At 60.3% G+C, this 23,139-nt stretch carries 23 protein-coding genes, 2 tRNA genes and 1 pseudogene; 12 read left to right on the plus strand and 14 right to left on the minus strand.

Translation table 11 applies throughout. The annotated features are described in order from the left end of the window. Positions 1-140: 140 nt before the first annotated feature. On the plus strand, positions 141-467 hold the full coding sequence (gene trxA, locus IEY58_RS19340; RefSeq protein ID WP_189048777.1) for a thioredoxin TrxA: 327 nt from the start codon (positions 141-143) through the stop codon (positions 465-467). A gap of 67 nt (positions 468-534) precedes the next feature. On the opposite strand, the gene rarD is transcribed toward trxA, so the two are convergent. Continuing rightward, complete coding sequence (gene rarD / locus IEY58_RS19345) at positions 535-1,434, minus strand: EamA family transporter RarD (protein ID WP_229743824.1); 900 nt, start codon at positions 1,432-1,434, stop codon at positions 535-537. Between the two features lie 19 nt (positions 1,435-1,453). Further along, entirely contained in the window at positions 1,454-1,825 is a 372-nt protein-coding gene (locus IEY58_RS19350) for a DUF423 domain-containing protein (protein WP_189048779.1), read from the minus strand. A gap of 384 nt (positions 1,826-2,209) precedes the next feature. Between IEY58_RS19350 and IEY58_RS19355 the strand changes: the two genes are divergently transcribed. From IEY58_RS19355 to IEY58_RS19370, 4 genes are all read left to right on the plus strand, one after another. Then, on the plus strand, positions 2,210-3,598 hold the full coding sequence (locus tag IEY58_RS19355) for a DEAD/DEAH box helicase (protein ID WP_229743825.1): 1,389 nt from the start codon (positions 2,210-2,212) through the stop codon (positions 3,596-3,598). A 110-nt stretch (positions 3,599-3,708) separates the two neighbouring features. Next, positions 3,709-4,194, plus strand: a complete 486-nt coding sequence (locus tag IEY58_RS19360; RefSeq protein WP_189048783.1) for a YajQ family cyclic di-GMP-binding protein — start codon at positions 3,709-3,711, stop codon at positions 4,192-4,194. A 102-nt stretch (positions 4,195-4,296) separates the two neighbouring features. Next, positions 4,297-4,372, plus strand: a tRNA-Glu gene (locus tag IEY58_RS19365). A gap of 217 nt (positions 4,373-4,589) precedes the next feature. Then, positions 4,590-4,790 carry a hypothetical protein gene (locus tag IEY58_RS19370; protein WP_189048785.1) on the plus strand — a complete coding sequence of 67 codons (201 nt, stop codon included), beginning with the start codon at positions 4,590-4,592 and terminating at the stop codon, positions 4,788-4,790. A 122-nt stretch (positions 4,791-4,912) separates the two neighbouring features. Here IEY58_RS19370 and IEY58_RS19375 read toward each other — a convergent pair whose 3' ends face one another. Then, positions 4,913-5,590, minus strand: coding sequence for a hypothetical protein (locus tag IEY58_RS19375; protein ID WP_189048787.1), 678 nt, complete (start codon positions 5,588-5,590; stop codon positions 4,913-4,915). A gap of 469 nt (positions 5,591-6,059) precedes the next feature. Here IEY58_RS19375 and IEY58_RS19380 point away from each other — a divergent pair. After that, positions 6,060-6,387: pseudogene (locus IEY58_RS19380) on the plus strand (IS1 family transposase); the annotation flags it as partial. 402 nt (positions 6,388-6,789) lie between these two features. On the opposite strand, the gene IEY58_RS19385 reads toward IEY58_RS19380, so the two are convergent. After that, positions 6,790-7,011: a hypothetical protein gene (locus IEY58_RS19385; protein WP_189048789.1), complete on the minus strand. Its 222-nt coding sequence runs from the start codon at positions 7,009-7,011 to the stop codon at positions 6,790-6,792. A 355-nt stretch (positions 7,012-7,366) separates the two neighbouring features. On the opposite strand from IEY58_RS19385, the gene IEY58_RS19390 reads away from it, so the two are divergent. Together IEY58_RS19390 and IEY58_RS19395 are read left to right on the plus strand one after the other, a co-directional pair. Next, positions 7,367-7,609 carry a hypothetical protein gene (locus tag IEY58_RS19390; protein ID WP_189048791.1) on the plus strand — a complete coding sequence of 81 codons (243 nt, stop codon included), beginning with the start codon at positions 7,367-7,369 and terminating at the stop codon, positions 7,607-7,609. 299 nt (positions 7,610-7,908) lie between these two features. Continuing rightward, positions 7,909-8,925, plus strand: a complete 1,017-nt coding sequence (locus tag IEY58_RS19395) for a hypothetical protein (protein ID WP_189048793.1) — start codon at positions 7,909-7,911, stop codon at positions 8,923-8,925. 29 nt (positions 8,926-8,954) lie between these two features. On the opposite strand, the gene IEY58_RS19400 is transcribed toward IEY58_RS19395, so the two are convergent. The 5 genes from IEY58_RS19400 to IEY58_RS34805 all read right to left on the minus strand — a co-directional run bounded on the left by IEY58_RS19400 (position 8,955) and on the right by IEY58_RS34805 (position 12,558). After that, positions 8,955-9,707: a hypothetical protein gene (locus IEY58_RS19400; RefSeq protein WP_189048795.1), complete on the minus strand. Its 753-nt coding sequence runs from the start codon at positions 9,705-9,707 to the stop codon at positions 8,955-8,957. 1,003 nt (positions 9,708-10,710) lie between these two features. Further along, on the minus strand, positions 10,711-11,028 hold the full coding sequence (locus tag IEY58_RS19405; RefSeq protein ID WP_189048797.1) for a helix-turn-helix domain-containing protein: 318 nt from the start codon (positions 11,026-11,028) through the stop codon (positions 10,711-10,713). A gap of 65 nt (positions 11,029-11,093) precedes the next feature. After that, complete coding sequence (locus IEY58_RS19410; protein ID WP_189048799.1) at positions 11,094-11,441, minus strand: hypothetical protein; 348 nt, start codon at positions 11,439-11,441, stop codon at positions 11,094-11,096. 364 nt (positions 11,442-11,805) lie between these two features. Beyond that, a complete protein-coding gene (locus IEY58_RS19415) occupies positions 11,806-12,249 on the minus strand; it encodes a hypothetical protein (RefSeq protein WP_189048801.1) in 444 nt (147 codons plus the stop codon). 9 nt (positions 12,250-12,258) lie between these two features. Next, the gene (locus IEY58_RS34805) at positions 12,259-12,558 is read right to left on the minus strand and encodes a transposase (protein WP_407648416.1); all 300 of its coding nucleotides are present in this window, start codon (positions 12,556-12,558) and stop codon (positions 12,259-12,261) included. A gap of 325 nt (positions 12,559-12,883) precedes the next feature. On the opposite strand from IEY58_RS34805, the gene IEY58_RS19425 reads away from it, so the two are divergent. From IEY58_RS19425 to IEY58_RS19435, 3 genes are all read left to right on the plus strand, one after another. Next, complete coding sequence (locus IEY58_RS19425; protein ID WP_189048805.1) at positions 12,884-13,261, plus strand: hypothetical protein; 378 nt, start codon at positions 12,884-12,886, stop codon at positions 13,259-13,261. Between the two features lie 12 nt (positions 13,262-13,273). Then, positions 13,274-13,747: a hypothetical protein gene (locus tag IEY58_RS19430; protein WP_189048807.1), complete on the plus strand. Its 474-nt coding sequence runs from the start codon at positions 13,274-13,276 to the stop codon at positions 13,745-13,747. 1,069 nt (positions 13,748-14,816) lie between these two features. Further along, entirely contained in the window at positions 14,817-15,458 is a 642-nt protein-coding gene (locus IEY58_RS19435; RefSeq protein ID WP_189048809.1) for a hypothetical protein, read from the plus strand. Between the two features lie 186 nt (positions 15,459-15,644). On the opposite strand, the gene IEY58_RS19440 is transcribed toward IEY58_RS19435, so the two are convergent. The 5 genes from IEY58_RS19440 to IEY58_RS19460 all read right to left on the minus strand — a co-directional run bounded on the left by IEY58_RS19440 (position 15,645) and on the right by IEY58_RS19460 (position 22,757). Next, entirely contained in the window at positions 15,645-17,432 is a 1,788-nt protein-coding gene (locus tag IEY58_RS19440; protein ID WP_189048811.1) for a virulence-associated E family protein, read from the minus strand. Beyond that, entirely contained in the window at positions 17,429-17,887 is a 459-nt protein-coding gene (locus IEY58_RS19445) for a hypothetical protein (protein WP_189048813.1), read from the minus strand. Before IEY58_RS19445 ends, IEY58_RS19440 begins: the two co-directional genes overlap by 4 nt. Before the next feature lie 3 nt (positions 17,888-17,890). Beyond that, the gene (locus tag IEY58_RS19450; RefSeq protein WP_189048815.1) at positions 17,891-18,166 is read right to left on the minus strand and encodes a hypothetical protein; all 276 of its coding nucleotides are present in this window, start codon (positions 18,164-18,166) and stop codon (positions 17,891-17,893) included. Between the two features lie 208 nt (positions 18,167-18,374). Beyond that, positions 18,375-20,582, minus strand: a complete 2,208-nt coding sequence (locus tag IEY58_RS19455) for a hypothetical protein (RefSeq protein WP_189048817.1) — start codon at positions 20,580-20,582, stop codon at positions 18,375-18,377. 882 nt (positions 20,583-21,464) lie between these two features. Continuing rightward, entirely contained in the window at positions 21,465-22,757 is a 1,293-nt protein-coding gene (locus IEY58_RS19460; RefSeq protein WP_189048819.1) for a tyrosine-type recombinase/integrase, read from the minus strand. A 157-nt stretch (positions 22,758-22,914) separates the two neighbouring features. Here IEY58_RS19460 and IEY58_RS19465 point away from each other — a divergent pair. After that, a tRNA-Glu gene (locus IEY58_RS19465) sits at positions 22,915-22,984 on the plus strand. Positions 22,985-23,139 lie beyond the last annotated feature (155 nt).

Genomic DNA, 23,139 nt, shown 5'->3' on the forward strand with positions numbered 1-23,139 from the left:
CGGCACCCATGAAACAATCTATCGCTCGTCGCCTTGACCTTGGATTCCCGCAACCCCTAATCTTGTCCAGTCTGGCGGGTTGTGGCCCGCCCCACGCGTTTTCGGGGCGCCGTTTGGGCACCCGCAGGAGATTTGATCCCATGTCCGCGCTTACGACGAAGGTTTCCGATTCGAGCTTCGAGGCCGATGTGCTGACCGCCCCGGGTCCGGTCCTGGTGGACTTCTGGGCGGAGTGGTGCGGCCCCTGCAAGATGATCGCCCCGGCGCTGGACGAGATCGCCGAGCAGTTCGCCGGCAAGATCACGATCGCCAAGGTCAATATCGACGAGAACCCGAGCACCCCGGCCAAGTACGGCGTGCGTGGCATCCCGACCCTGATCATCTTCAAGAACGGCCAGGTCGCGGCCCAGAAGATCGGCGCGCTGCCGAAGAGCAAGCTTGTCGAGTGGGTCTCCCAGTCGATCTGAACGCTGGCGATCTGAACGCGCTGGCGATCTGAACGCGCTGGCGATTTGAGCGCGATGTTACGGAAGGTCAGGCTGGCCGGCGCGCCAGCCTGACTGTCTCGCGCCCATAGAGGGCGAGCGCCGTCCAGATGACGGCGAAGCAGGCGAGCTTCGTTCGCCCGAACGGCTCGCCATAGACGAACGCGCCGAGCAGGAACGCCATGCTTGGCGTCAGGAACTGCATGAGGCCCAGCGTCGAAAGCTTGAGCCGGCGCGCTGCCGCCGCATAGGCGATGAGCGGCACGGCCGTGACCACGCCCGACAAGGCCAGGAGCGTCGAGGTGCCCGGCAGCGCCGCGCCGAAATGGATGGTCCCGGCGGCCGCCTGCCAGGCGAGGTAGATCGCCGCGAACGGCACCAAGAGGAAACATTCGAGCGTGTTGCCAGGCAGTGCTTCGACCCGGACCGTCTTCCGCACCAGCCCGTAGAAGCCGAAGCTGATCGCGAGCACCAATGCCCGCCAGATCTCGCCTTCGGTGCCGAACGCCAGCGCCGCCACGGCACCCAACGCCATGAGGCAGGCGACGAGCTGCAGGCGCGTCAGCCGCTCGCCCAGCACCAGCCGGCCGAGCGCCACATTGGTGAGCGGCGCCAGGAAATAGCCGAGGCTCGCCTCGAGCACGTGGCCCGACGTGATGGTCGCGACATAGGTCAGCCAGTTGACGCCGATCAGCAAGGCCGAGAGCCCGATCAGGCCCACGACGCGCCCATCGCGGAGCGCCCGGCGAAAGGCCGCGACGCCACCACCCAGGGGCAGCAGCACAGCCATGAAGACCGCCGACCAGACGATGCGGTGGCTCAGCACCTCAACCGCCGGGACAGCGGCCAGGAGCTTGAAATAGCTGGGGAACAGCCCCCAGGTGAGGAACACGCCCAGCGCCAGCAGCAATCCGACGCGCTGGCTGCGCGCCTGGTCGATCGTACTCACGCTTGCGTCGTGCCGTGCATTACTGCGCCAAGCGGCGCAGGCCCAGGCCGGCGACGACGAGCCATGCCAGGATGAAGGCGGTGCCGCCGATCGGCACGATCGAGCCGAAGGCGCCCAAGCCCACCGTGGCCGAGACGAGCAAGCCACCGCCGAACAGCACCATGCCGACCAGGAACAGCCAGAAGGCGATGTCGACGAGCCAGCCGCCGGTGCCGGCCCGGCCGACCTGTGCGAGGCCGACGAGAGCAACCGCATGGATCATGAGGTAGCGCGAGGCGAGATCGACCAGCTGCCGCGCATGATCGTCGGCAACCACGTGGGTTCCGACGGCGCCGGCCGCAACCCCGACAGCCCCACCGAGCCCCGCTGCCAAAAGGAATTTACCGGCCACCGTCACCTCTTCCGGATGCTTCTGATACGACCCCTGATAGCACGCCCCAAGAGACCCTGCGCGGCCCCGTGCCCCGACCGGGGAGCGCGGCAGACCTGCTCAGAACGGCCTGTCGCTTTCGAGTCGCCTTCGCCATATTGTGCACCGCAGTGGTAGGAGGCGGCCGCGAGATGCGCCGCCCCATGGGATTGATCCGATCCTCGGATCTTCGAACTCGTTCCCTTGAGCACCACTCGTTTTCGCCCACCCCCATGGGACGGCGAAGAGATTGTTGGTGCTCCGGAACCCCATCGAATGGTTGCGGCGTACCCCGGCGTTTTTCCGGGCGGACGGGTCCGACGGAAAGACGAGATCCCTTTTCGCGCCCCGTTCGAGGAATTGTCCTTGCTGTTTTCCGATTTCGCCCTGCCGCCCCAAGTCCTGAAGGCCCTCGAGCAGGAGGGCTATAACGAACCCACCCCCATCCAGGCCCAGGCCCTGCCGATCGTGCTCGAAGGCCGCGACCTGATTGGCAGCGCCCAGACCGGCACCGGCAAGACCGCCGCCTTCGTGCTGCCGGCCTTGGCCCGCCTCGCCGAGTTCAAGCAGCCCCGGCCGCGTGGCCCCCGGGTCCTGGTGCTGGCGCCGACGCGCGAGCTCGCGACCCAGATCCTCGACGCCACGCGCAAGCTCGGCAAGTTCATGCGGCTCAACACGGTGTCGATCCTGGGCGGCATGCCCTATCGCCTGCAGCTGCAGCTCCTGTCACGGCCGGTCGACCTCATGGTCGCGACGCCGGGCCGGCTCATCGACCATCTGGAGCGCGGCCGCGTGAGCCTCGCCGACCTCGAGATGCTCGTGCTCGATGAAGCCGACCGCATGCTCGACATGGGCTTCGTCGACGCGGTCGAGACGATCGTGGCGGCGAGCCCCGCGACGCGCCAGACGCTGCTGTTCACCGCGACGTTCGACAAGCGCATGGTGCAGCTGACCCAGAAGATGCTGAAGGACCCGGCGCGCGTCGCGATCGAGGCGGAGACGCTGACGGTCGACCGCATCGAGCAGCGCCTGCATGTGGCCGACGACTTGGGCCACAAGCGCCGCCTGCTCGCGCACCTCGCCGCGAGCCCAGAGGTCGAGAAGGCGATCATCTTCGCCGCAACCAAGCGCGACGCCGATGCGCTGGCCGAGGAGTTGAACGCCCAGGGCCACCAGGCGAGCGCGCTCCACGGCGACATGACCCAGTCGGCGCGCAACTACACGGTCCAGAAGCTGAAGCAGGGCCGCATCCGCCTGCTGGTCGCGACCGACGTCGCCGCGCGCGGCATCGACGTCAAGGACCTGACCCACGTCATCAACTTCGACCTGCCGCGCCAGGCCGAGGACTATGTGCACCGCATCGGCCGCACCGGCCGCGCCGGGGCCTCGGGCATCGCGATCTCGTTCGCCTCGCCCGCCGACCGCCAGCTGGTCGACCGGATCGAGCGCTACACCGGCGCCGCCCTGGCGCCGCACGTGATCCCGGGCCTGGAGCCGACCGTGAGCTTCAGCAAGCGGTCCGGTCCGCGCAAGCAGGGCAGCTATCAGAATGGCCCGCGCCGCTTCGGCGGTCCCGGCGGCAGTCATGCAGGCCGCAACGAGGGCAGCGGCGGCTATCGCGGCCGCAGCGGTGGCCAGGGCCACTACCAAGGTCACGGCCAGCGCTCTCATGGTCAGGGCAACCACCAGGGCCAGGGCCATGCCCCGGCCGCGAACCAACCCGGCGGCGACCGCCCGCTGAAGCGCGCGAGCTAAACGGCTCCAGCCAAACCCGGACGGCCCGCCCGCCCCTTTCCGGAGGGGTTGGCGGGCCTTCGCCTTTGGCGCTAAAACCCGTCATCCGACGATCATCTCAGGACATCGCCATGCCGAGCTTCGATATCGTTTCGAAGACCGACCTCGCCGAGGTCGACAATGCGCTGGGCAACATCCAGCGTGAAATCGAGACCCGGTTCGATTTCAAGGGCAGCAAGTGCAGCCTCACCCGCAAGGACGAGACGCTGACGCTTTTGGCCGACGACCAGCTCAAGATGAAGCAGATGCACGAGCTCCTGAAGACGCACCTGACGCGCCGCAAGCTCGACGCCGGCTGCCTCGAGTTCAAGGATCCGGAGAAGGCGTCGGGCGACTCGGTCAGGCAGACCATCATCGTGAAGCAAGGCATCGACAAGGACCTGGCCAAGAAGCTGGTCAAGGATCTCAAGGATTCGAAGCTCAAGGTCCAGGTCGCGATCCAGGGTGACGAGTTGCGCGTCACCGGCAAGCAGCGCGACGACCTGCAGGCGGCGATCGCCTTCATCAAGGGCCTCAAGATCGAGCTGCCGCTGCAGTACATCAATTTCCGGGACTGAGAACGCGTGACGCGGACTGCCGCATGGCAGGTCCGCGTCGGCCCGAAAAACGAGACGCTTGATCCGGACCCAAGGCTCCTGTATCTCTCGCCTCCTCTTCGGGTCCCCTTCGTCTAGAGGCCCAGGACACCGCCCTCTCACGGCGGGAACAGGGGTTCGACTCCCCTAGGGGACGCCATTGAAATCAATGACTTAAAGCCGCCTTTGGGCGGCTTTTTCATTTTGTACGGAAATTATACGGAAAATCTGCCCCGTACGGACCTGGACGTGGGCGGATTCTCGCCAACTAAATTGGCACCCCGATTTCGACTTATTCGCTCTCGCGCCTCTTAGCTTACGACGGAGGCACGCCGCTCACCGTAATCGCTCAGCAATTGGGCCATGCCGAGACGCGCTTGTCGGAGAAGCACTATGCTCACCTGGCGCCGGCCTATGTCGGCGACACGGTGCGCGCCGCGTTCGGCGACCTCAAGCTCGCACCGCCGTCGAATGTGGTGCCGATCGACGCCGCGATGCCAGCCCAGCCGCTAGCCGGCGGCGACGACGACGCAACTCGATCGCTTGACCAGACAGAACTTGGCGTCGTCGGACAATGAGCAACTGCTCCTCGCCGCAAGCTTCCGACCTCCCATGAGAGATCAATAGAGCGACTTTGCGCGGTACGAGTTCTTTGGGGGAACCCACCTGGTCATAGCGCCATGCGGGAGGCGGCGGCACTTCAGGTGAATGTCATCGACAACTGGCTCGTCAGGCTCGGTGGGTCGTCGTCGAATGCGGCGCCCTCGCGCCAATGCACCTGCTCATACATCTGCAATGCCGCCAGCCTTTGTCCGGCTGCCGATTGGAGGGCGAGCGCCAGCGCCGCGCCCGCAGCCGCGTGGAAGTTGCGCCACATGACCTTAAAATGCTGGGATGCCTCCTCTGGAGTGCCGGGCGTCCAAGACACGATCGCCGCCGCCGCGGCTAGGAACGCCTCCGCTAGCCCCTTCTGCTCCCACAGGCTGTCGGCCTTGTTCCAGAAATCCGGCAGCACCGTCGCCACCGCCTCGGCCCCCACGACACCCAGCACGAAACACTCGTCCACCTTGGCGCCGTGGAGCCAGTCCTCGATCGTCCGGTTGCCGATGATCAATTGCCGCGGCAGGTTGTGCGCACCTTGGGTTTGAGCCGCCCGCGTGCCGTGCCCTTCATCGAACTGGTTGCGCGCGCCGCGCAACGCAACCACACCACGCGGCAGAATATCCTGGCGCCGCATGATGTAGAGGGCGATGAATATCTTCCGGAAGTCCTTGTAGCGCAGCACCGCGTGACCGCGCGGCGTGCCGACCTCCAAGCCGCCCGGAAACGTGACGCGATGCACATCCTTCGCATAGCGCCAGGGATCGACCCGTGCCATCGGCGTGCCTCCGTTCCAAAAGGTACCATACCGGATTGGCATCCGGGCAGCACGACATATTCTGGTAGTGCCTCGGTTTGCCGGCTTCGTCGGGGCCGGCCAATTTCAAATTTGTTCCTCGGCGGCAAGAACCTCAGACGAACCGTCCGCGCGGATCACTGGCTGTCCGTGACGAGCGCACCCATCTCGACGCGGCCGAGTTCGACACGGCGGCCCACGCGTCATGAAAGGCAACATTCCCGGCCGGAACATAGCGGGGAAATGGGAGCAGACTGGCAAGGTCCTGGCCGCCGGCCTGTTTCTCACCTGGCCGATCGTACTGTTGGCGCCGGAGACCGCGAGCGCAGTCGCAGTCGGAACGAGGGTCGTTGGCACTGCAGCGGCCGTGCTTACGATCGGCGAAGCGGTCGCCACCCTGGGCGGCATCGCGGCGTTGCAGCGCGTGGCACCGGAACTTCAGATACATCGGGTCGAGGGCGAGCCCGACCCGGCGCACGTCTCGACCAGCTACGTCGAGCGGCAGAACCTCACGATGCGGATGTCGATGCGCCGGTTTACCCGCCTGACGAACGCCTTCTCGAAGAAGCTCGACAACCACATTCACGCGCTGGCGCTCTACTTCGCATTCTACAACTTCTGCCGGGTCCATAAGTCGCTGCGGGTCTCGCCCGCGATGGCGGCAGGCGTCAGCGATCGGCTGTGGTCGATGGAAGATATCGTGGCGCTTGATCGATGCGCGGGCCGAGCCTGCCAAGCGGCCGGTGACGTACCGGAAGCGGGCCGCGGACTCGCTTTAAGCGCTACGCTGAGATAATGTTCTTCTCCAGGTGGAATTTTCAACCAAACGGAGAAGGCGATGGCGAGCACTGGATTGACCGGCCCATACGCTCACACCTCGGCAGAGGTGGATAATCAAGTTACTAGAACGTCTGCTGGCGCATACGCCCTTGGCCGCACGGACTCGTCTGGAACATTCCTTGTATCTTATGTGGGTCGATCCGATGACGATCTAAATAATCGCCTAAAGACGCACGCATCAAACGCGACCTATAAGCAATTCAAGTATGGCTACATGGGGTCTTCAAAGGCTGCATTTGAAAAAGAATGCACGCTATACCATGATTTTGGAGAGTCCAGCCTAGATAACAAAATCCATCCAGCCAGACCGGCCAATAGCACTTGGTCGTGCCCAAAGTGCACTACTTTTGATCAAGTAATTTGACGACATCCATGAGGGCGACAAGATAGCCGTAGTGCCAATACGCGCGCTCGCGTGAATTCTCATCCAAGTGCGCTTGATCCGCAAAGCAGTACGGCGAATTTTCGTTTAGCCACTCCGTAAGATCGCCAATACGCTGGTCTATGGCATCCCGAGGTATGGGTGCCTCGCGGCGCCCAGTATCTTTGTTGGAGTGGGTCATGAAAGCCCAATCCGCGACAGCGGGTCCAGTTCCGACCGAATTTCAAACTGAGACACTACCTGTCTCTACATTCCCTTGACATCTGGCTGTGGCGCCGCCACGTTCGGTACGCCAATTGTCCCCAGATACTGGGACTTCGGCGTACGCACAGGTTAGATACTATGGCTATGCGGGAGCCGAACAGGCTCCCTGGGATATTGCTCAGAACCCGGAACCCTTGGTGCGTGGGGCAACGGCATGTTGATCAAAGATGGCGTCGTGGATGCCTTCGGATCGATGTGCGTTGCCCAAGATCTATCTCGGCAATAATCATCGATCAATCATCGCGGCGGCCATCTCCTAAGCGGAGAGGACGATGTCGCACCGTAATCATGCTGTGGCCCTTGGAAGAGCGGTGCTTTGCGTCGCGGCACTGGCCGAGCTTTTCCACTTACTCGGCGCGGTCTACTCGCGCTTCGCGAGATGCCGGACCCTCGCCGATGTGCTGGACTGCCTGAGCCAATTAGATGAGGTCACCGCAATCGGCCTGATCGTCTGCATCTTGATAGCGCTGGTGGTGCTGGTCACGACCATCGAAGAAGTGCGCGGATCAGACTGATCAAGCAAGTGCCTGATCGCGTTTGGCCCGCGACATCAGCAAAGCGCCGCAAAGTGGTCGCTATACTCGCGACGCGCGCTTTTCTCCATTGTGGAGCGACTTGGGTGCGTCATATGGCGGCCTTCACGAGTTTCAGCATAGTGCGCTCCTGCGGGCATTGCCCGACGCACGAGTATATTGGGTATTGAGGATCTGGAGAGCGCGGGCTTCCCCATTGCCGTGTTTGCCCGTGCTCCGTTGCTATCACCTGGCAAGCTGCGCAAGCTTGGCGGGATCAACGTCTCCGAGGGGGATGGCTCATGGACGAACGGCGGCCGATTGACCTGCTCCGGAATTCGGGAGGACAGATGACCATTGGTCCCGACGATGATCCGAGTCCCATAAAGACAATGTGCGTGATCAACAACTCGTTGCACATCATCAAGGGCAAAGGCATCTATTGCGCTCGTCTTGCCGATGAAATCGATCCTGACCGAACGAATCCGGCCATTCCTAACACCTCGCAACGCGTTCTTGCATATGGCACTGATTGCGACCTGGTGCGGCAGACGCTGCTGACGGCAAAACGCCTTTTCGACTCCCACTCGAAGGCGCTCGGGCCGTCATTCCCCTATGAGCGCGCGATTAATCTCAGCTTCGAAGCGCTCAAGGATCTCATCGTGATGCACGAGATGCAGGCGCGTCTCGCCGCGGAGATTTCCGCAGCCGAAGCTTCGCTCAAGGATCGGGCAATACAGAACCGCTCATTTGCCCTCCCAACCATCATCGGCATCCACGAGTCGGTCGAGATGTTCCTTCAGAAGTCGGCTCATGCTGTCGGCGACCTGTTCAGCATCGCCCAACTATTCCACCCGGACGGCTTGCCCAAGGGCTGGTTCGATGCATTATTCCAGATCGTCCAGGCGCAGTATGGCTCTGATGCTGAATTTACGAAATTCCTGGTCGAGGCGCTCCCGGTACTGAAGCTCATTCGTAATGCGCGCAATTGCGTCGAGCATCCGAAGCCCGGCTACCGCGTCGAGGTTCAAGACGTTACGCTATTGCCAAGCGGCGAACTGCGCGCGCCGGCTCTAGAGATTATCCATCCCGAGACGCCCCAGCCCCTTATGGAAGTCTCCGCGTTCATGGCGCAGGCGGTCGAGCAAGTTGCCGGCATCTTTGAACTCGTGCTCGCATTTCTTTGCGGTCATGCGGTCCAACCTGTGGCCGGCCTTCCTCTCGCAGTCGTGCGGTACACCCCGCAACAGGAAGCAGCCTTTGACGTCAGGTTTGGATATGCCACGAGGATGGGCGACCAGATCGTTCCGTTCGGGTGATAGACACCAGGTCGCGGCGACAGTCTCCCTCAGTGAAGATGCTTCAACAATTCCAGCATCGTCGTAACAATCAGCGCCTTGTCCCAAAGACCGAGATGAACTCCAATGAAATCGACCGTGACTAGGGCCGCCGGGATCGCCAAGGTCTCGGCATACTTCTTCGCGAAGGCGTCGACATGCCGGCAAAGGGCGGAGGCGATGTTGTCGAAAACCGGCTTGGTTGCCTCCCATGCAAGGCTGGCGGCGTCGTAATCCGAGGACAGCACCGCAAGTCGTGCATCCGCGCTGGCTTTGAGAATGACGCGCTGATCATCTTGGGTTAGCGCGAGGTCGCCTTCGGGCGGCTGGTTGTGACCAATGCCCCCATGCTGCGGTACGAGTTTGCGCACGGCCTCCGCTAGGTCATCCAGGGCGGCGATAATTGTCTCAGACCGCTGCGCGGGCGTCTGGGTTTCCAGATCGACTGGTGGCTCCGACGGCAGGACCTCCCACACGCCCTCAAATAGCCCAGCCACTTCTGTCAAAAGTGGCTCCTCAACGATACGGGCAAATTCGGCCTTCAATAAGTCCGCTGCCGCACCTCCGTCGAAGAAGCGGCCTTGATCCAGGCCGGCTATCTCCACGCCGCCAAGGGGCACCGTATTGGACGCTGAGCTGCCGAAGGGCATCGTATTGGACGCTGGCGTACCGAAGGCGCCGGCCCGCTGTGCTTGGGTGGCCTCGGCGAAGCCGAAATACGGGCCTTGTGCTGGAATATGATTCGCCTGGAACCAAACGATCATGGTTTCCCGCCGAATCGCGTGTGTGGCCTGACTTAGAGCGCTTGAGGGAAGCCCCTGGGGAAATCTCGGCGTCCGATAGCACCACTCTGCCATTGGTGCACCCACAGCGGCACCAACCGCCATACCGCGCCAGACTTTCCCGCGGGATGGCCGCATGTGGCCGCTAGGCTCGGGCATATAAGGATCTCCAACTGCTCCGCCGTGGAATCGTAGCCGAACCGTAAGGCATCATGAGCAATGCGGGAATTGAGCAATGTGCTGTCCTGGTGACAATCCAGGCCGGATGCTGGGCAGGCGCCACCTGCCCAGCGGTGCCGTCAGGCTCTCGACTGCCACCATTCGCGTACAAAGTCGCGCCTCCACGCGACGACAGCCGATCGCAAGAAGGCGAATCTCTTCTCGCAAGGGGTTTGATCGTATTGTGCGCTTAATACCGCGAAAAACCGGCCGTGGAGCCGGTGCATCAGATTTGCGCGAAGCTGGAGTGCGGTGTCGGTCATGTTGGGGCTCCTTTCTGCCCTGTTGCAACCGACCTCGATATCCCATCACGACTTGTCGTCGTCGAACTGGACCGAGTCTCGACCTACAGACTCGGACGATCGATCTCAGCGTTTGACATTCTGTGCACGCCTGGCGGCAGCCTTCGCCCTTGCCAACTCGTAGTGGTCCACGCCCTCCGAGACGATGCCCAAGTCGGCATCGGCTACCATCTCGATTGCCCGGCGGTCCCAAGTCAGCTTTCCGCCGCGCTCGCCGCGTGGGATTCCAGCCGGCCACCCACCTTCGCTCACCTCGCGCTCGAAAGTGTTGATCGAGACGCCTACGAACGCAGCCGCCATTTCGCGCGTGAGGAAACGCGGCCAGTTGGGCAGGCGATCGAGAGGTAAAGAGGCTCTAGCTAGTCATCGGATGCCTTCGCTCGAGAGATTACGAGGCGCCGCCGGCCAAAAGGCCGAGCGTGGCGATTTTGGGTCCCTTCCCGGCGCGGCCTGACAAGAGCGCGTCAGCCAGGATTACGCAGCCTTGCTCTGATCCGCTGTACCCGTTGATCGAGTGAGAGTTCTGCCTGACTCTTCGTCAAAAGAGGCGACCTGGAGGAGCGGCGCGTCCTTAGCGGTAACGAGGCGGGGCGGCTTCCTTGATCTTGGCATGGGCGCGTCACGGTGATGCGTTGGATGTATGCGTCGAGTTCCGCCTCAGGAATGCGAATCTTTCCGGCTATCCTCGCGTAAGGCAGCCGGCCAGCGTAGCGCTCAGCCTGAATGGCTCGCTTATCAACGCCCAAAATCTCGGCGGCTTCAGCTTCCGTGAGCATGCGCATCGCCAATCTCCTTCGGCGGAATGGCCACCCGCGCTCCGCGACGCGGATGGCCACGGGAAGCGGTGTTAGACGCCCGCCACGCCTGCGAGCACACCCGAAATCGAGCGGATCGCGTTGAGGCGGATCAACCCATACAGATCGCCTTCGGTCTCATGATCTGCGATCAACTCGAGCGCCTCGGCCTGAACAAGGGCGCCCCAGGCCGTTCGCGCAACCAAGGAACAAATCTCGGTCGCCTGATTGATAGCAAGGTCGATCCAGTAGTCCGCACCGTCGCGATGCAGCTTTGCTTCTTCGCTAGCAGCTCCCGTCGCGCATTCATCATTGACGGTGTACATGCACATCGATCGCTCGAATAAAGCAGCGAGTTCGACCAAGCGGGCGTCTTCCGTGATATTCTGAAAATTAGCCATTACCGTGATCCCCAAAGATAGACGGTGGTGGTTAGAACGGCTCGGGTGTTGGTAGCACCTGGGCCGTTCGCTTAGAGTCTCACAGCAATAGATCGCCCGTCTACTGTTTAAATTTCCAATGATGTTTGACAATATTGGGGAGATGCCGTTGTAAAACAGCAAAATCCCATTAGAGCAAAACTATAATCTATAGATTTATAGATATAAAGTTGACAATTACTTGCGCGCCTTTTCAGCGCCAGCGATGGTAGCGCGAAAAATATGCAAGCGTGCCGCGCCATAGGCGCCCTCTCTGGCACGCAAGGCCGCCCATTCCACCAACCAGGTCCACAGGCAAATCAGGAGTAAATAGAATCCAACAATGTCAAGGAAGCGATTTACAATCCGTCCACCCAATTGCGGCACATGCTGCGTCCTTCCCTACTCCGCTTTCTTTTAGATGAGCTAACGCCCACCTGTAACCAGAGTCTATTTGATTCTTCTGATCAACGCCAAGCGTGCCATAAGTCTTTTGATCAATTGGGCCAAATTCTCGCGCCAGGATATATTTTCCTCCAATATACACTCCGGCATCAATGAGCTTTTCGTCGCCCGAAGAATACTGAATCGGAGTCACGGCAGAAACTACGCAGTCTGCATAAGCATGTAGGTGATCCGCTTTATAGGGGCCGCCGGAATTTGCTAATTTCAGGCAATCTCTTGCCTTCGATGCGCCAAGCTGAATTAGCTTATCCGTCAGACTCTCGGCCTGCGAGTTTCCGATCGCACAAAGCGTCAACACTACTAGCGTTGCAATTTTATTTTTCACGGCGACCGCCTACTTTGGATTGGTCATCAGGCTGAACATAATCCAGATCGCGTAAGAATTGAAACCGTCCGCTACGACGCATTGACGAGCCCGCACGAACAGCAGAGGCTCCGCATTCTCTGCGGCCAATGCTAGGCGATTTGCCTCTCGGCACCGGGTGAACAACTGCTGTGGTGTCAGCCTATGCCGCCGGGCGATCGTGGAAACAACCGAACCCGGCGCCAGCGTCTCCTCGACGATCTGGGCTTTCTCATCCACCGACAAGCGGCGACGCCGAGAAACAAGGGAATGATATCGACGTCGGCGCAAAGGCCGCCCGGGTCACGGCACACTCCCAGCTCATACGTCCAACGGAGGACGCGGCGGAAACGGCCGCCGCCCGACAAGGCGTTTGCGCGGCCCGTCCGCCATCCCCCGCTGCCGGTCGGTACGCGAGCGGCCGTCTCCAGCCCCTGTAGCCGAACTCCCGGAGCATGCGATGGGCGGCGGCCCGGGCGCCGCAGGCAGCACGAGCAGGCGTCAGCCAGTTTGATAAATTAGCCGAGATGGTGTCATAATACCGCATTATCGTCATCGGGAACCGTTCCACCCGAATGCGGAGGGCATGAGCACTTAGTGGCTTCGGGAGGCTAGGATGGACAATTCGGAATACCTCACGACGTTGCTGTGGCTGCATCTCGGAACAATTGGCCCGCTTATCGCCTTCAAGATCGCAGCGCTACTTGTCGGTTACTTGGTCGCGAGGCTTGGCTTCCAACTCCTGGTGATGGGCGTCAAAGGCGAATTCAGATTCCGCAGTACGTTCAAAGCCGGATCGGTTGACCTGATCAGTGTGTCACCAGGCTTGTTCTTCACCTTGATGGCAACAGTCATCATTACAGTCGGTGTCCTCAAGGACAAGCCGTTCGAGACTAGCTTTTCGGCCGAGTCCAGCCGAAGAGTCGCGGCTCCAATCGACTCGAAGAAGCCGCAATTGGAACAACCGGCAATGAACACAAAGGGACAACAGTAGCGGAGATCGGCCATGGCCTACTCATTGCCACACGGAACACGCCTCCTCGGCGTCGGCGCACTCATACTGGTGGAGGTTGCCGCCCCGGCGCGCGCTCAGGCTGACTTCACGATCGTCGTCACTGAGAGTTATCTCGCGGACCTCTGGAGAAATGGGTTCGACGCCTATCAGGCCAATAACTGCTCCGTGGCCCTGCTGACCCTTGGACGATTCGGCGAACTTGCCTCGTGGACGAAGCATTATTCGAAAAACTTTCTGGATCAAGTTTCGGCCGCGGAACGATGGTGTTCCGGCACGCTCGATGCAGCCGCCGCAGCGATCAGCAATCTCAAGGGACAGGGGGGAGAGGTCACGAAGATAACGATCGCAGTTCAGGGCAAGACCGACTCTCCCAACCGCCAGGAAAGGACCATTCCCTATCGTCTACCGCCCTCCTCGGGTGGCCTGAAACCGGCTCTGCCGCGGGATCTCGGTCAGTTAAACTAGGCGGTTGCCTAACAACATGTAAGGGAACGCGCTTCTCTTACGGCGGACGGCCGGCGGGGGAAGAAATTTGCGCAGCGAAAGCCCCGACAGGGTTGTTCCTGCCGGGGCGATCGCGAGACGGAGGTAAGAATGGGTCGAGAGCCCATTTTGACCATCCAACTAGAAACCCGGTGGTTCAAGCTAGACTTGATCCTCCGGTGGCCCTTCTAGGGTAGATGGCCCCGCCGGTCGCTCACAACGGCCAGCGGGGTCTCTAGAATTAGCGGATACGCTATCGCAAGGCAATCGTCGCACTCGTTGCGCCCCGCCAAACGCCCGCTGAGCGCTGGAGCGGTCCTGCTGCGCCACCACCCTAGCCAAATGGCCGCTCCCTCACTCGACGCGCGGTTTCTAGGCTTTGCGCGCCCCATATTCAAAACGTCTGATATGGCCTTGATTATACGGGCGACGAATAACGCCTCGACGAAATCTAATGCATTGGAATCTAGAGAGGTTTGGGCTCTCACCTACCTGGTGCAGAGGCACTGTTCCTACCTCAGTTCCAACCCTTGATCCAACCTCCGTGAATTTTTTCTCAGTCAATTCAGTGGCTTACGCTCATGTTCCAACGTTCCAACCAACTGCCTCACCTCTCTATATGCACGTAGATGTGCGTGCTCCGGGGCCATCAGCTAGGTTTCACCCTTGAGCAATTCTCTCTCATGCATTGTTAGAACTAGGTTGGAACGGTTGGAACATTGGAACAGGCATTGATATCGTTGAGCTTTTTTCCGTTCCAACCCTGTTCCAACCCCCTGCGTGGTTGGAACAGGGTTGGCAAGAAACAGGCCGATCGCGGAGGCTCGGCCCATCTGCACATATTGTCGCTTGTCGGTGAAATCTAACGCGTGGTGCTCGCGCTATAAGCCGGCTCAGGGCGAGTTTCGGTCTGTTCGGTTTCAGGTCCGAATGCACTAAAACAGAAATCGGTTCGTGGTGGGTTTGGTGCAAAAGAGACAACTCCGTTTTATTCTGAGGTCGCGAGACCTGCTGCGTCGTTAATTCGGAAAGTAACTTTTTGGATGATTTTATGAAAAAGAATCAAAGAAAGAGAGAGCGAATACTCATTCGTCGGCTAGTTGACGGGCTGGCCGGGTGGCTAACTTTCAAACAGGCTGGCGCCGCTCGGACGTTATACTGTGAACATTTTTTGTATCCGCCGATATATGAGATCGCTTCCGGCCGGGGATGGTCGGTTCTCGCGCAGGAGCCAATTACCACTTCGTCTGCGAGAAGCGGAGCACCCAGTACCCTGGATTTTGTCTTCTTTGAGAAATCACGTAATATTCAGCGGGGTAGCCGAGGGCTTATCATGATTGAGATAAAATACATTCGAGGCGATAATATAACGCTAGAGCTTCAAGGTCTTTATGACGATTTCACAAAGCTTCGAACGGCAGTCCCGAACGTTCTTCGCAGTGCGAAATCACTCTCATCGTGCGGTGATCCAGATAAGTGGCAGATCGTCGTCGCGCAGCGTAAAGCCTACAATAAAATATCAAGATCTAGATCGAAAAAATTTCCGGAGATAGTAAAATTACTCACCGACGCACTTTCTGACAAACCATCGCAGTTACTTTATCGCTCAATTATTGAGACAAAACTTAAATCTGATTTTCATTGGCACGTTATCGCAATTGGAGAGAATAGATGGTCGAATACTTTATCGTAATAGTTTCGATACTCAATCGCCATTTCATTGACCTCCAATGAAATCAGCTCGCTCAACGTTTGGCGCGGGGCGCTGAGTTGCCCAAACCATACCGCGGACGATCGCTTTTGAAGAGGCTGAGGAGTTCACCTAGGAACGAAATGGGTCGAGACCACGCTTTTGACGCCGGATACCAAGCGCCGAATTCTATCTACTGGCGGATCTGACATAGACCCACTGCGTTTGGCTGGAACTGAGCCGCTTCTTCTGCTTGTCGAAGCCTAGACGCTTTAAGCACCTCGCCACGCGCATCTGTTCGGCGCGGCCCATCTTGTCGGGCGTGAGCTTCAGGCCATCCGTCAGAACCTCCAAGCTCGTGACCTCGTCCCTCCACTCCACAAACTTGCCGACCAGCGATAGCCATTCGTCGTCGTCCTGGCGCAATGACTGCTGCTCAGTTGCGACGGCCTCAGCGTCGCCGGTTAGCCACCAGGGTTCGCCTGCCTTGAACCGTGCTGTCGCCTCAGCCCATAGCTGGTCACGGTCGGCCATCAAGCCGTCAACGTCCACCTTGCCATCATCGGTAACGGCGCGGCACAGCACCGGCCAGAATCGCCGGCCGCCGGTATCATCCTTGATGTAGCCATTTCCGTTGGGATTGACCGTTCCGATGAAGACGAACTGGCGCTTGTTGTCAACCGTCTCCCTGCCGTATGGCGGTCGAAAATTGTCCTCGGTGCACGATAGGAACGCTTTGACGGTATCAACCTCCGCTCGGTTCATTCCATCCAGCTCGGCGATTTCGACGATCCAAAATGGCATCGCACGCATGATGGAATCGCGCTCGCCCATCTTGCCGATGTTGTCCGTGAACCAGTCACCGCCCAACACCTTCGCCACGGTCGATTTTTTGAGCCCCTGCGGCCCTTCAAGGATCAGCGCACAGTCCGCCTTGCACCCTGGCCGCATGGCGCGTGCGACGGCCGATATCATCCACGCCGCGGCAATTGAGCGCGTGTAAGGGGTGTCATCCGCTCCACACCGATCGATCAGCCACGTGTCTAGGCGCGGCAAGCCATCCCAAGCGAGCCCGTCGAGATAGTCGCGGACGGGATGATACCTGCATTCTCGCGCGACGGTACGAACCGCGTCACCCGCCATCGTGGTCGGCGCCATGATACCGTGCGTCTGGAGCCACGAGGCCGTCAGCACGTCGAGATGATCCGCCCAGCGCATTTCCTCGCCGACGCCGCCGGACCACGGCAGCGGGCGTCGAACCGTAACCCTTTGCGACATCTCATTCAGCCACAGCACGCCCGCCCATTCGGGCGCGTGCCGGAGCGCGATGATCGCGTTGTGGACGCACGGCAGCTCGCCGCGCGCGTTGCGCAAGCGGGCGATCATGACAGGAAAGCCACGGTTGGCGCCGAAGTGCGCGACGTCGGGCGAGAACAGCAGATCGTCGCACGGAGACCACGGCAGTCCGCGCGACGGGAAATAGGCCGTCTCGATCAGCGTGCCGGCGGCGGAGATGGCGCCCTGAAGCACGAAGGCGATGTCGTTGGTGCGATCGACGGGACCGGCGGCCCGGTAGCCGCGGGCGTGGCGTTGGGGCTCGGGTCCTCGGCTGCCGGCCAGCTCGGCGCATTTGGCGTACAACTCGCGCCCGTCGAGCCCTGTGCCCTGGCGGACGGTGTCGATCGGGCCGCCGCGCGTATCGTCATCCCACTCGCGCCAGGAGCCGGCGAAGCGGCCCCGGAGGTTGATCTTGCACGAGCCGTCCTTTGCCGCGGCGCGGCCGTCGATGCCGCCCAGCACCCACTCGTCTTCGACCCTGCGTCCGTTCGGGAACAGGTCTGGGACCCATGACATTGCTGTCGCGCGCAACGCATCCCTGATGTCGTCAAGATTGTATTCTGCCGCGAAATCTCCCTGCTTCTGGGCTTCGTTGAAGTCAAAATGGAGCGTGCCCGGCGGGGAGGTCACGTGGCTCATCGCCAGCGTCCCCTCGTACTATAGAACCCGCAGGCTGCCTTAGTTCGCCGCGTTCCAATCGCAAGCAGAGCCTCGCCATCTTTATTCTGGCGCCATGGACGACCCGAAATGATGCACGCGATGATAATGGCAACGGGCGAGATTTTCGGGCTATCAACTCCGTGCTCTCGCCACCAGCACCTAGCCATGAAGCTAAAATCTTGCGCGGTGTGAATTGTATTCACCGTCTCGCGATCTGGCTGGAATTTTAGCCAGATGAAAGCGAGGCAAACTTCCAATGTAATCTCATGAGATAACAACTTATTTTTCGCGATTTCGGCGGAATCTGGGTGATGACCAAAAAAGCCGAAGAACCCAAAACGAAGAAGGACATTGTATTTTTCGTTCGCTTCGGAAATGTCCTTCGATATCTTTCGGAATAGCTCCGCGGCATTGACTGCTTCCAGGCCTGCCATCGCTCAACCCTCCGCGCCGACGTGGCGAGCCGCTTGCTTGCGGGCTTCGATGAAGGCTTCGAGGCTCTCCCGGCAAACTAAATTGCGTTTGCCTAACCTGACCGTCTCAAGATGATGCAGGACGTGCTCATAGAAGTAAGCACGGGAAACGGCAATGCTCGCGGCAGCTCGCTCGATACTCAACAGATAGGGAGGCGCACTGTCCGATTGATTCTTGCAAATTTCTTGGGGCTTCCAGCCGCGTCCGACATTGGCGGTGTTAGAAAATCTGCTACGCATTGTCTTTCACCCAAAGATCGGTGAGAAGACCGAACAACATGTTCAAATACGCTTGACATATTGCGCCCGCTTGCGCAGAGTAACTTCGCGTTTGTCGCAAACAGCGCAGTTACAATGTTCGGTCCCAGAAATGACGATCAGTCCCGCAACTGATCGTCGTTTTTTGTTTTTCGCGCACGTTTCGTCCGATTTAATTCGTTGAATTCCATTACACCGAGAAAGTGCCGTTCCGCTTCTCGTTACGGAGCCACGTAATCAAGTCCTGGCCGCTCTGTTGCAGCATGCTTTTCAAGCTGCTCACGCTCTGGCCGGAACCGCTGATCGTCGGCCCGTAATGCAGGTGGATATCGCCGCCGCTCGAGCGCTGCCCGCCGCTCGTTGACGTTGCGCCTCCGCCGCCCTGTCCAGTGTTCGCACCCCACATACCGCCGCCTAGAAGGTTTCGGCGGAGTGGGTCGGCGAATTTTGCCGGGAGGACCATTTCGTTCTTGTGCAAAATGGTTTGCATACCGTCGGCCGGCACCTGGCCCCAACCGCCCTCTGCTGAACTGAATTCGCTGTAAGCGGCCACCGCAGTAAAAGCGGCGCCAGCGGCAATCGGCGCCAAGATCCATCCGACATAGGGAATCTGCGAGACGTCGTCGTAGACGGCGGCGGCGGCCGATCCAGCATGCTGCATGATGCCTGACGAGGCGGTCGTCTCCGTCGATGCCGCACTGACCTTGTCGGCGGCCAAGTTGGATGCCGTCCGAATTGTGTTGCCGGCTTCGGTAGCCGCCGTCTTGCCGGTCTCCATGCCCGTCCAGCGCGCAAGCAATTCCGAGATGGCTGAGAACTGCCCGGAACCTTCCGTCCTACTCGTCATCTCGCGTTGAGCGGTGCCGGCGGCAGTCGCTGCCGACTTCGACACCTCAACGGCCTTGCCAGTCGCAAGCTCGGCCAGGCGATCGGCGATCCATTTTGTCGCCATCTTGGCCGAGCTTTCCATGTACGAGACGGCGATGCTGGAGGCTGCCTTTTTCGCCGCCTGGGAACCTGTCTCCGTGCCCTGGATGATGCCGGTGATCGAGGTATTGAACGCGCGATCGGCCTGCGCCGCTTCGGCCGCCGCCTTCGCATCCGGATTGGCGTCCAAGCGGTCGATTGCCTGTTGCACCTCCCATATGTTGGTCAGGATCTTGGCGCGTTCTTCCTCGGCCGCATTTGTCTTGCGGATGATGGCGTTCTGCTCGTCCTCGGCGGCATTCTGCTGCGTGCCCTTGCTCGGGTCAGCCTGCAAATCCTTATTGGACGGCATGGTGATGCCGATGCTCTCAGGCGTGGCGCCGGACTCCGCCATCTGCGCGACAACGTTCTGATAGAGCTGCATCTGTTTCCGCGCGTCGGCCACGGCGTTGCCGCCGGACACGAAGCGCTTTTCCATGGCCTCCAAGACGGCATTCATCTTCTCCGTCTCGGTGCCCGTCGCCTGGAAGCTTTCGCCGACGACGTGATTCTGTTGCGCCCAGCGGATAGCGCTGTCGGCGCCGCCGTTGAAAGCTTTGACCAGCGCCTCAACTGACTTGTCGAGATCAGTGTGCTTCAGCGTCGCCTCGGCCGCAGCCGCGTCCATAATGCGCGCGGCGAACTGTGCCGCCGGGCCGCCAAGACTGCCGAGCGCTTCGGCCGACTTCTGAGCCTCCGTCCGGCTCGCGTTCCAATGGTCGCGCAGTCGGTCAATCCACCCCTCGATCTGGCTGGTGCTGCTTTCGCCGAGTGTGCCTACCACCATCATGGCGCCGCGAGTCGCCTCTACGGCCTTGGCGGCGGAGATCGCATGCGCCTCCACCACACCCAAGGCGACAGCGAATGCGCCCATGGCAGCTGCGCCGGCTAGGGTGGTAGCGGACAGAGACGAGATGACCGTCAGCAGGCCACCAGTGCGCTCTGCAAGCACCATCATCGAGCCGGGGATGCGCGAAAAGTTGCCCGACACCACCTCATGGCCGAGCACGATGAATTCTCGGGTGATGCCGGCCGCGCCGTGCGCGACACCTCCAGCCGAATTGCGCGTGCCGTCCAGGTCAGGATTCAGCTTCTTCAACTGATCGGAGAGCGCCCTTGCCTTGGCCGCCGTGATGCCGAGCGAATCCTCAAATACCGACGCGCTCGCGGCGGCCGATTTCGCCTCGTTGCCGTATCCGACCAGCGCATTGATCTGCTGTTGGATGGCTGTCGTTGCCGCAGTATTCGCCTGCGTGACGGACGTAATGCGGCTCTGAAGGGCGCTCAGCGAGTTGGAGAGCGCTGCTGCGCCCGTCGCGCCGGCCGCCTGCATGCCGTCAGCCGCAGAGCGCACAGTCGACACCAGCTTCTCCATCGCCGCGTTGAGCTGGTCGACATTGGCGCCGAATTGGACTTGTACGTCGTCGGTCATTGCCTGGTCCTATCAAAATGCTTCAGGGGGCGGGGGCGCCGAAATCTGGCCGCCAACCTTGCCTATGCCGCTTTGTTTTCCAGGCTCTTTAGCCACTCGATTCCCGCCTCGATCCGAATTAAAGCCCGCCGTCCGATACGGATCGTCGGAGGCCCCTCACCGCGTGCAATCATCGAATAGAGGTGCCGCAGCGATATACCGGTGCGTTCGCAAAAATCGGGGTAAGATTCAGCTATTCTTCCGCTGTTTGGTTCCGGCATTTGAGTAAGCCCCATATTTCGTCCGGCGCACCCCCGCGCGGCGCGTTGCCATCTTGTGCATCATGGAGCAAATCCGACCGACGTCAAGGTATCATTATTTACGTTTCTGCATTCAACTGCCGTTGATTCTTCAAATTCATTTGATAACAGACAAAACATCTGCCCATTACATGAGCTTGACCCATTAGATCTTGTCGCGGATTCTTGAAAGCTACTCGCTCGCCATGCCTTCGCCGTAGCGACGGCCAGATGGGCGGCAGCAAAGTGCTCCGACAGGGTCTTGCCCCGATCCTTGAAACTGGCGTTTAGACGGCGTCACCAATTGGTGTGAAACGGCCCCTCTCCATCTGTCTTGGCCAGCTGGGTAGCCGGTTTCATTATTCGCCCGCATGTCATACGCCGGCCGCTCTACAGCCGCGCGATAGGCGATCGGCCGAGCCTATCGGTGAGCGAGTCGTTCTTGGGTCAGGCCGCCGGAACACACGGAACAGTGGGGATCCACAGGCGATGTTCTCGGACTTGAACCGTCGAATCCGGCAGGAACGCTAGGCCCTCTGGTACATGAAACGCCAGGAACACCGATTTCGATCTATGCCAAGCGATGGCGATCGATTGCCACGCGTCAGTCAGCCGCTCGACGCATCGACGCGACGTTCGTCGGCTGGACCAAGCCCATATTCCCGAAATGAGCCCGCACGGTGTCCGCCACGTAGTTCTTCGACATGTGGCCGTAGTGCTTCTCAACCATGCGCGTGTCCGAATGCCCGAGCTGGGCCGCCACTACGGGCAAAGGCGCCCCAGCCATCACCAAACGACTTGCATATGAGTGGCGAAGCTCGTGAAACGTCAGTTTGCCAAGCTTCGCCGCTTTGACCGCGTCCGCGAAAGGCCGCTTCTGGTGCGACACGCCCCAGGCGTCTCCGTCTGCCCGAGCGAACATGCGATTGGCCGCGGTCTTTCCGGCCGTCCTGTCCGCGAAAAAGCTCTTTCCCTCGTCGCTCAGAACGATATGCCGCGCCTTTCCACCCTTCGAGAACCGAATATGGACGGTGCCGGCATCGGGGTTGAAGTCTCCAACCGTCAGAACGACCAATTCGCCATAGCGCGCGCCCGTCAGCAACGCCGCCTGCACCAACGGTCGAAAATCCTTGTCGCAGGCATTGACGAGGCGCTGCGCCTCTTGGTCGTTCAGGTAGCGGACACGAGCAGCATCCACCTCACGGAATGGCTTAACCGTGCGCCATGCCTCATCGGTCGCGGTCTTGCGATCGGCCATCGCGTGATTGAGGGCGGCCTTCAGGATCGTCAGGACACGATTCGCGGTTGAGCGTCGGCGCCGCACACCTTCCGGCGTCTCATCTTTCTCCCGAAAGTTCTGCTCCTTGCCGGGCTTGGTCCGCAGCCGGGCTGGTGTTGTGCTAAGGGCCTCGTGCCAGTTTTCGATTTTGCGCCGAGTGAGTTTGCTAAGGGCGATCGACCCGAGTGGAGGAACGATGAGTGCGTCGATAGACGATTGCATCGTATCGGCTGCCTTGCCACCGCGGCGCTTATAGGCCGTCGCGTAATCGGTGAGCGCATCCTTGACGGTATAGGGACCGGTGGGCGCCACAGCTTCCTCGAAGCCGCGCGCCGCAAGCTTGAACCAGTCATCAGCTCGGCGCTGTGCTTCGGCATAGCTTAGAACCAGCGCGCCGCCGTCGCTATCCATAGCGTCATCAGCGGCACCGAGGGCGTGATAGTGCTGCTTACCGGCATCGTCACGAAAACGGGCGATCCAATTGCCACCCCTGGCGCTCTTGCGATACCCGAGCGCGCAGCCTTTGGAAATCACTACCCAATGCGGCTCGCGCCGAATTTCCAGCTTGTCTCGGCCGGAACGGCTATCGAGCTTGGCATTTCGAACTGTTCTCGCCACGGCAACGCCTCACCGACATCATCGCGTCGGACTAACCCAGCGCGTACGGAAATCATACGGAAAATATGTGACCTGACGCAAGTGGACGACGGTAGATTCAAACTCGTTTGACTCCAATCAACTACGTTTGAAATGGTGATCCCTATGGACGTTCTCGGACACCATTTTGGCCGTGTTCCAGCCCTCTCACGGCGGGAACAGGGGTTCGACTCCCCTAGGGGACGCCAATCAAAAAGCCAGGCAATGCCTGGCTTTTTTGCTTTCTGAGCTCGGCCTGAGCACCGCAAGAACCCTCATTTCCCAAAAAGCCGATGCTGGATGCTGCTGGATACCTCTGAACGCCAGCGAAGCCACCGCCTATGGGCGCGTCTAGTCAAAAAAG

Origin of the sequence: Aliidongia dinghuensis, from assembly GCF_014643535.1 — a bacterium.
Taxonomy (GTDB): Bacteria; Pseudomonadota; Alphaproteobacteria; order ATCC43930; family CGMCC-115725; genus Aliidongia; species Aliidongia dinghuensis.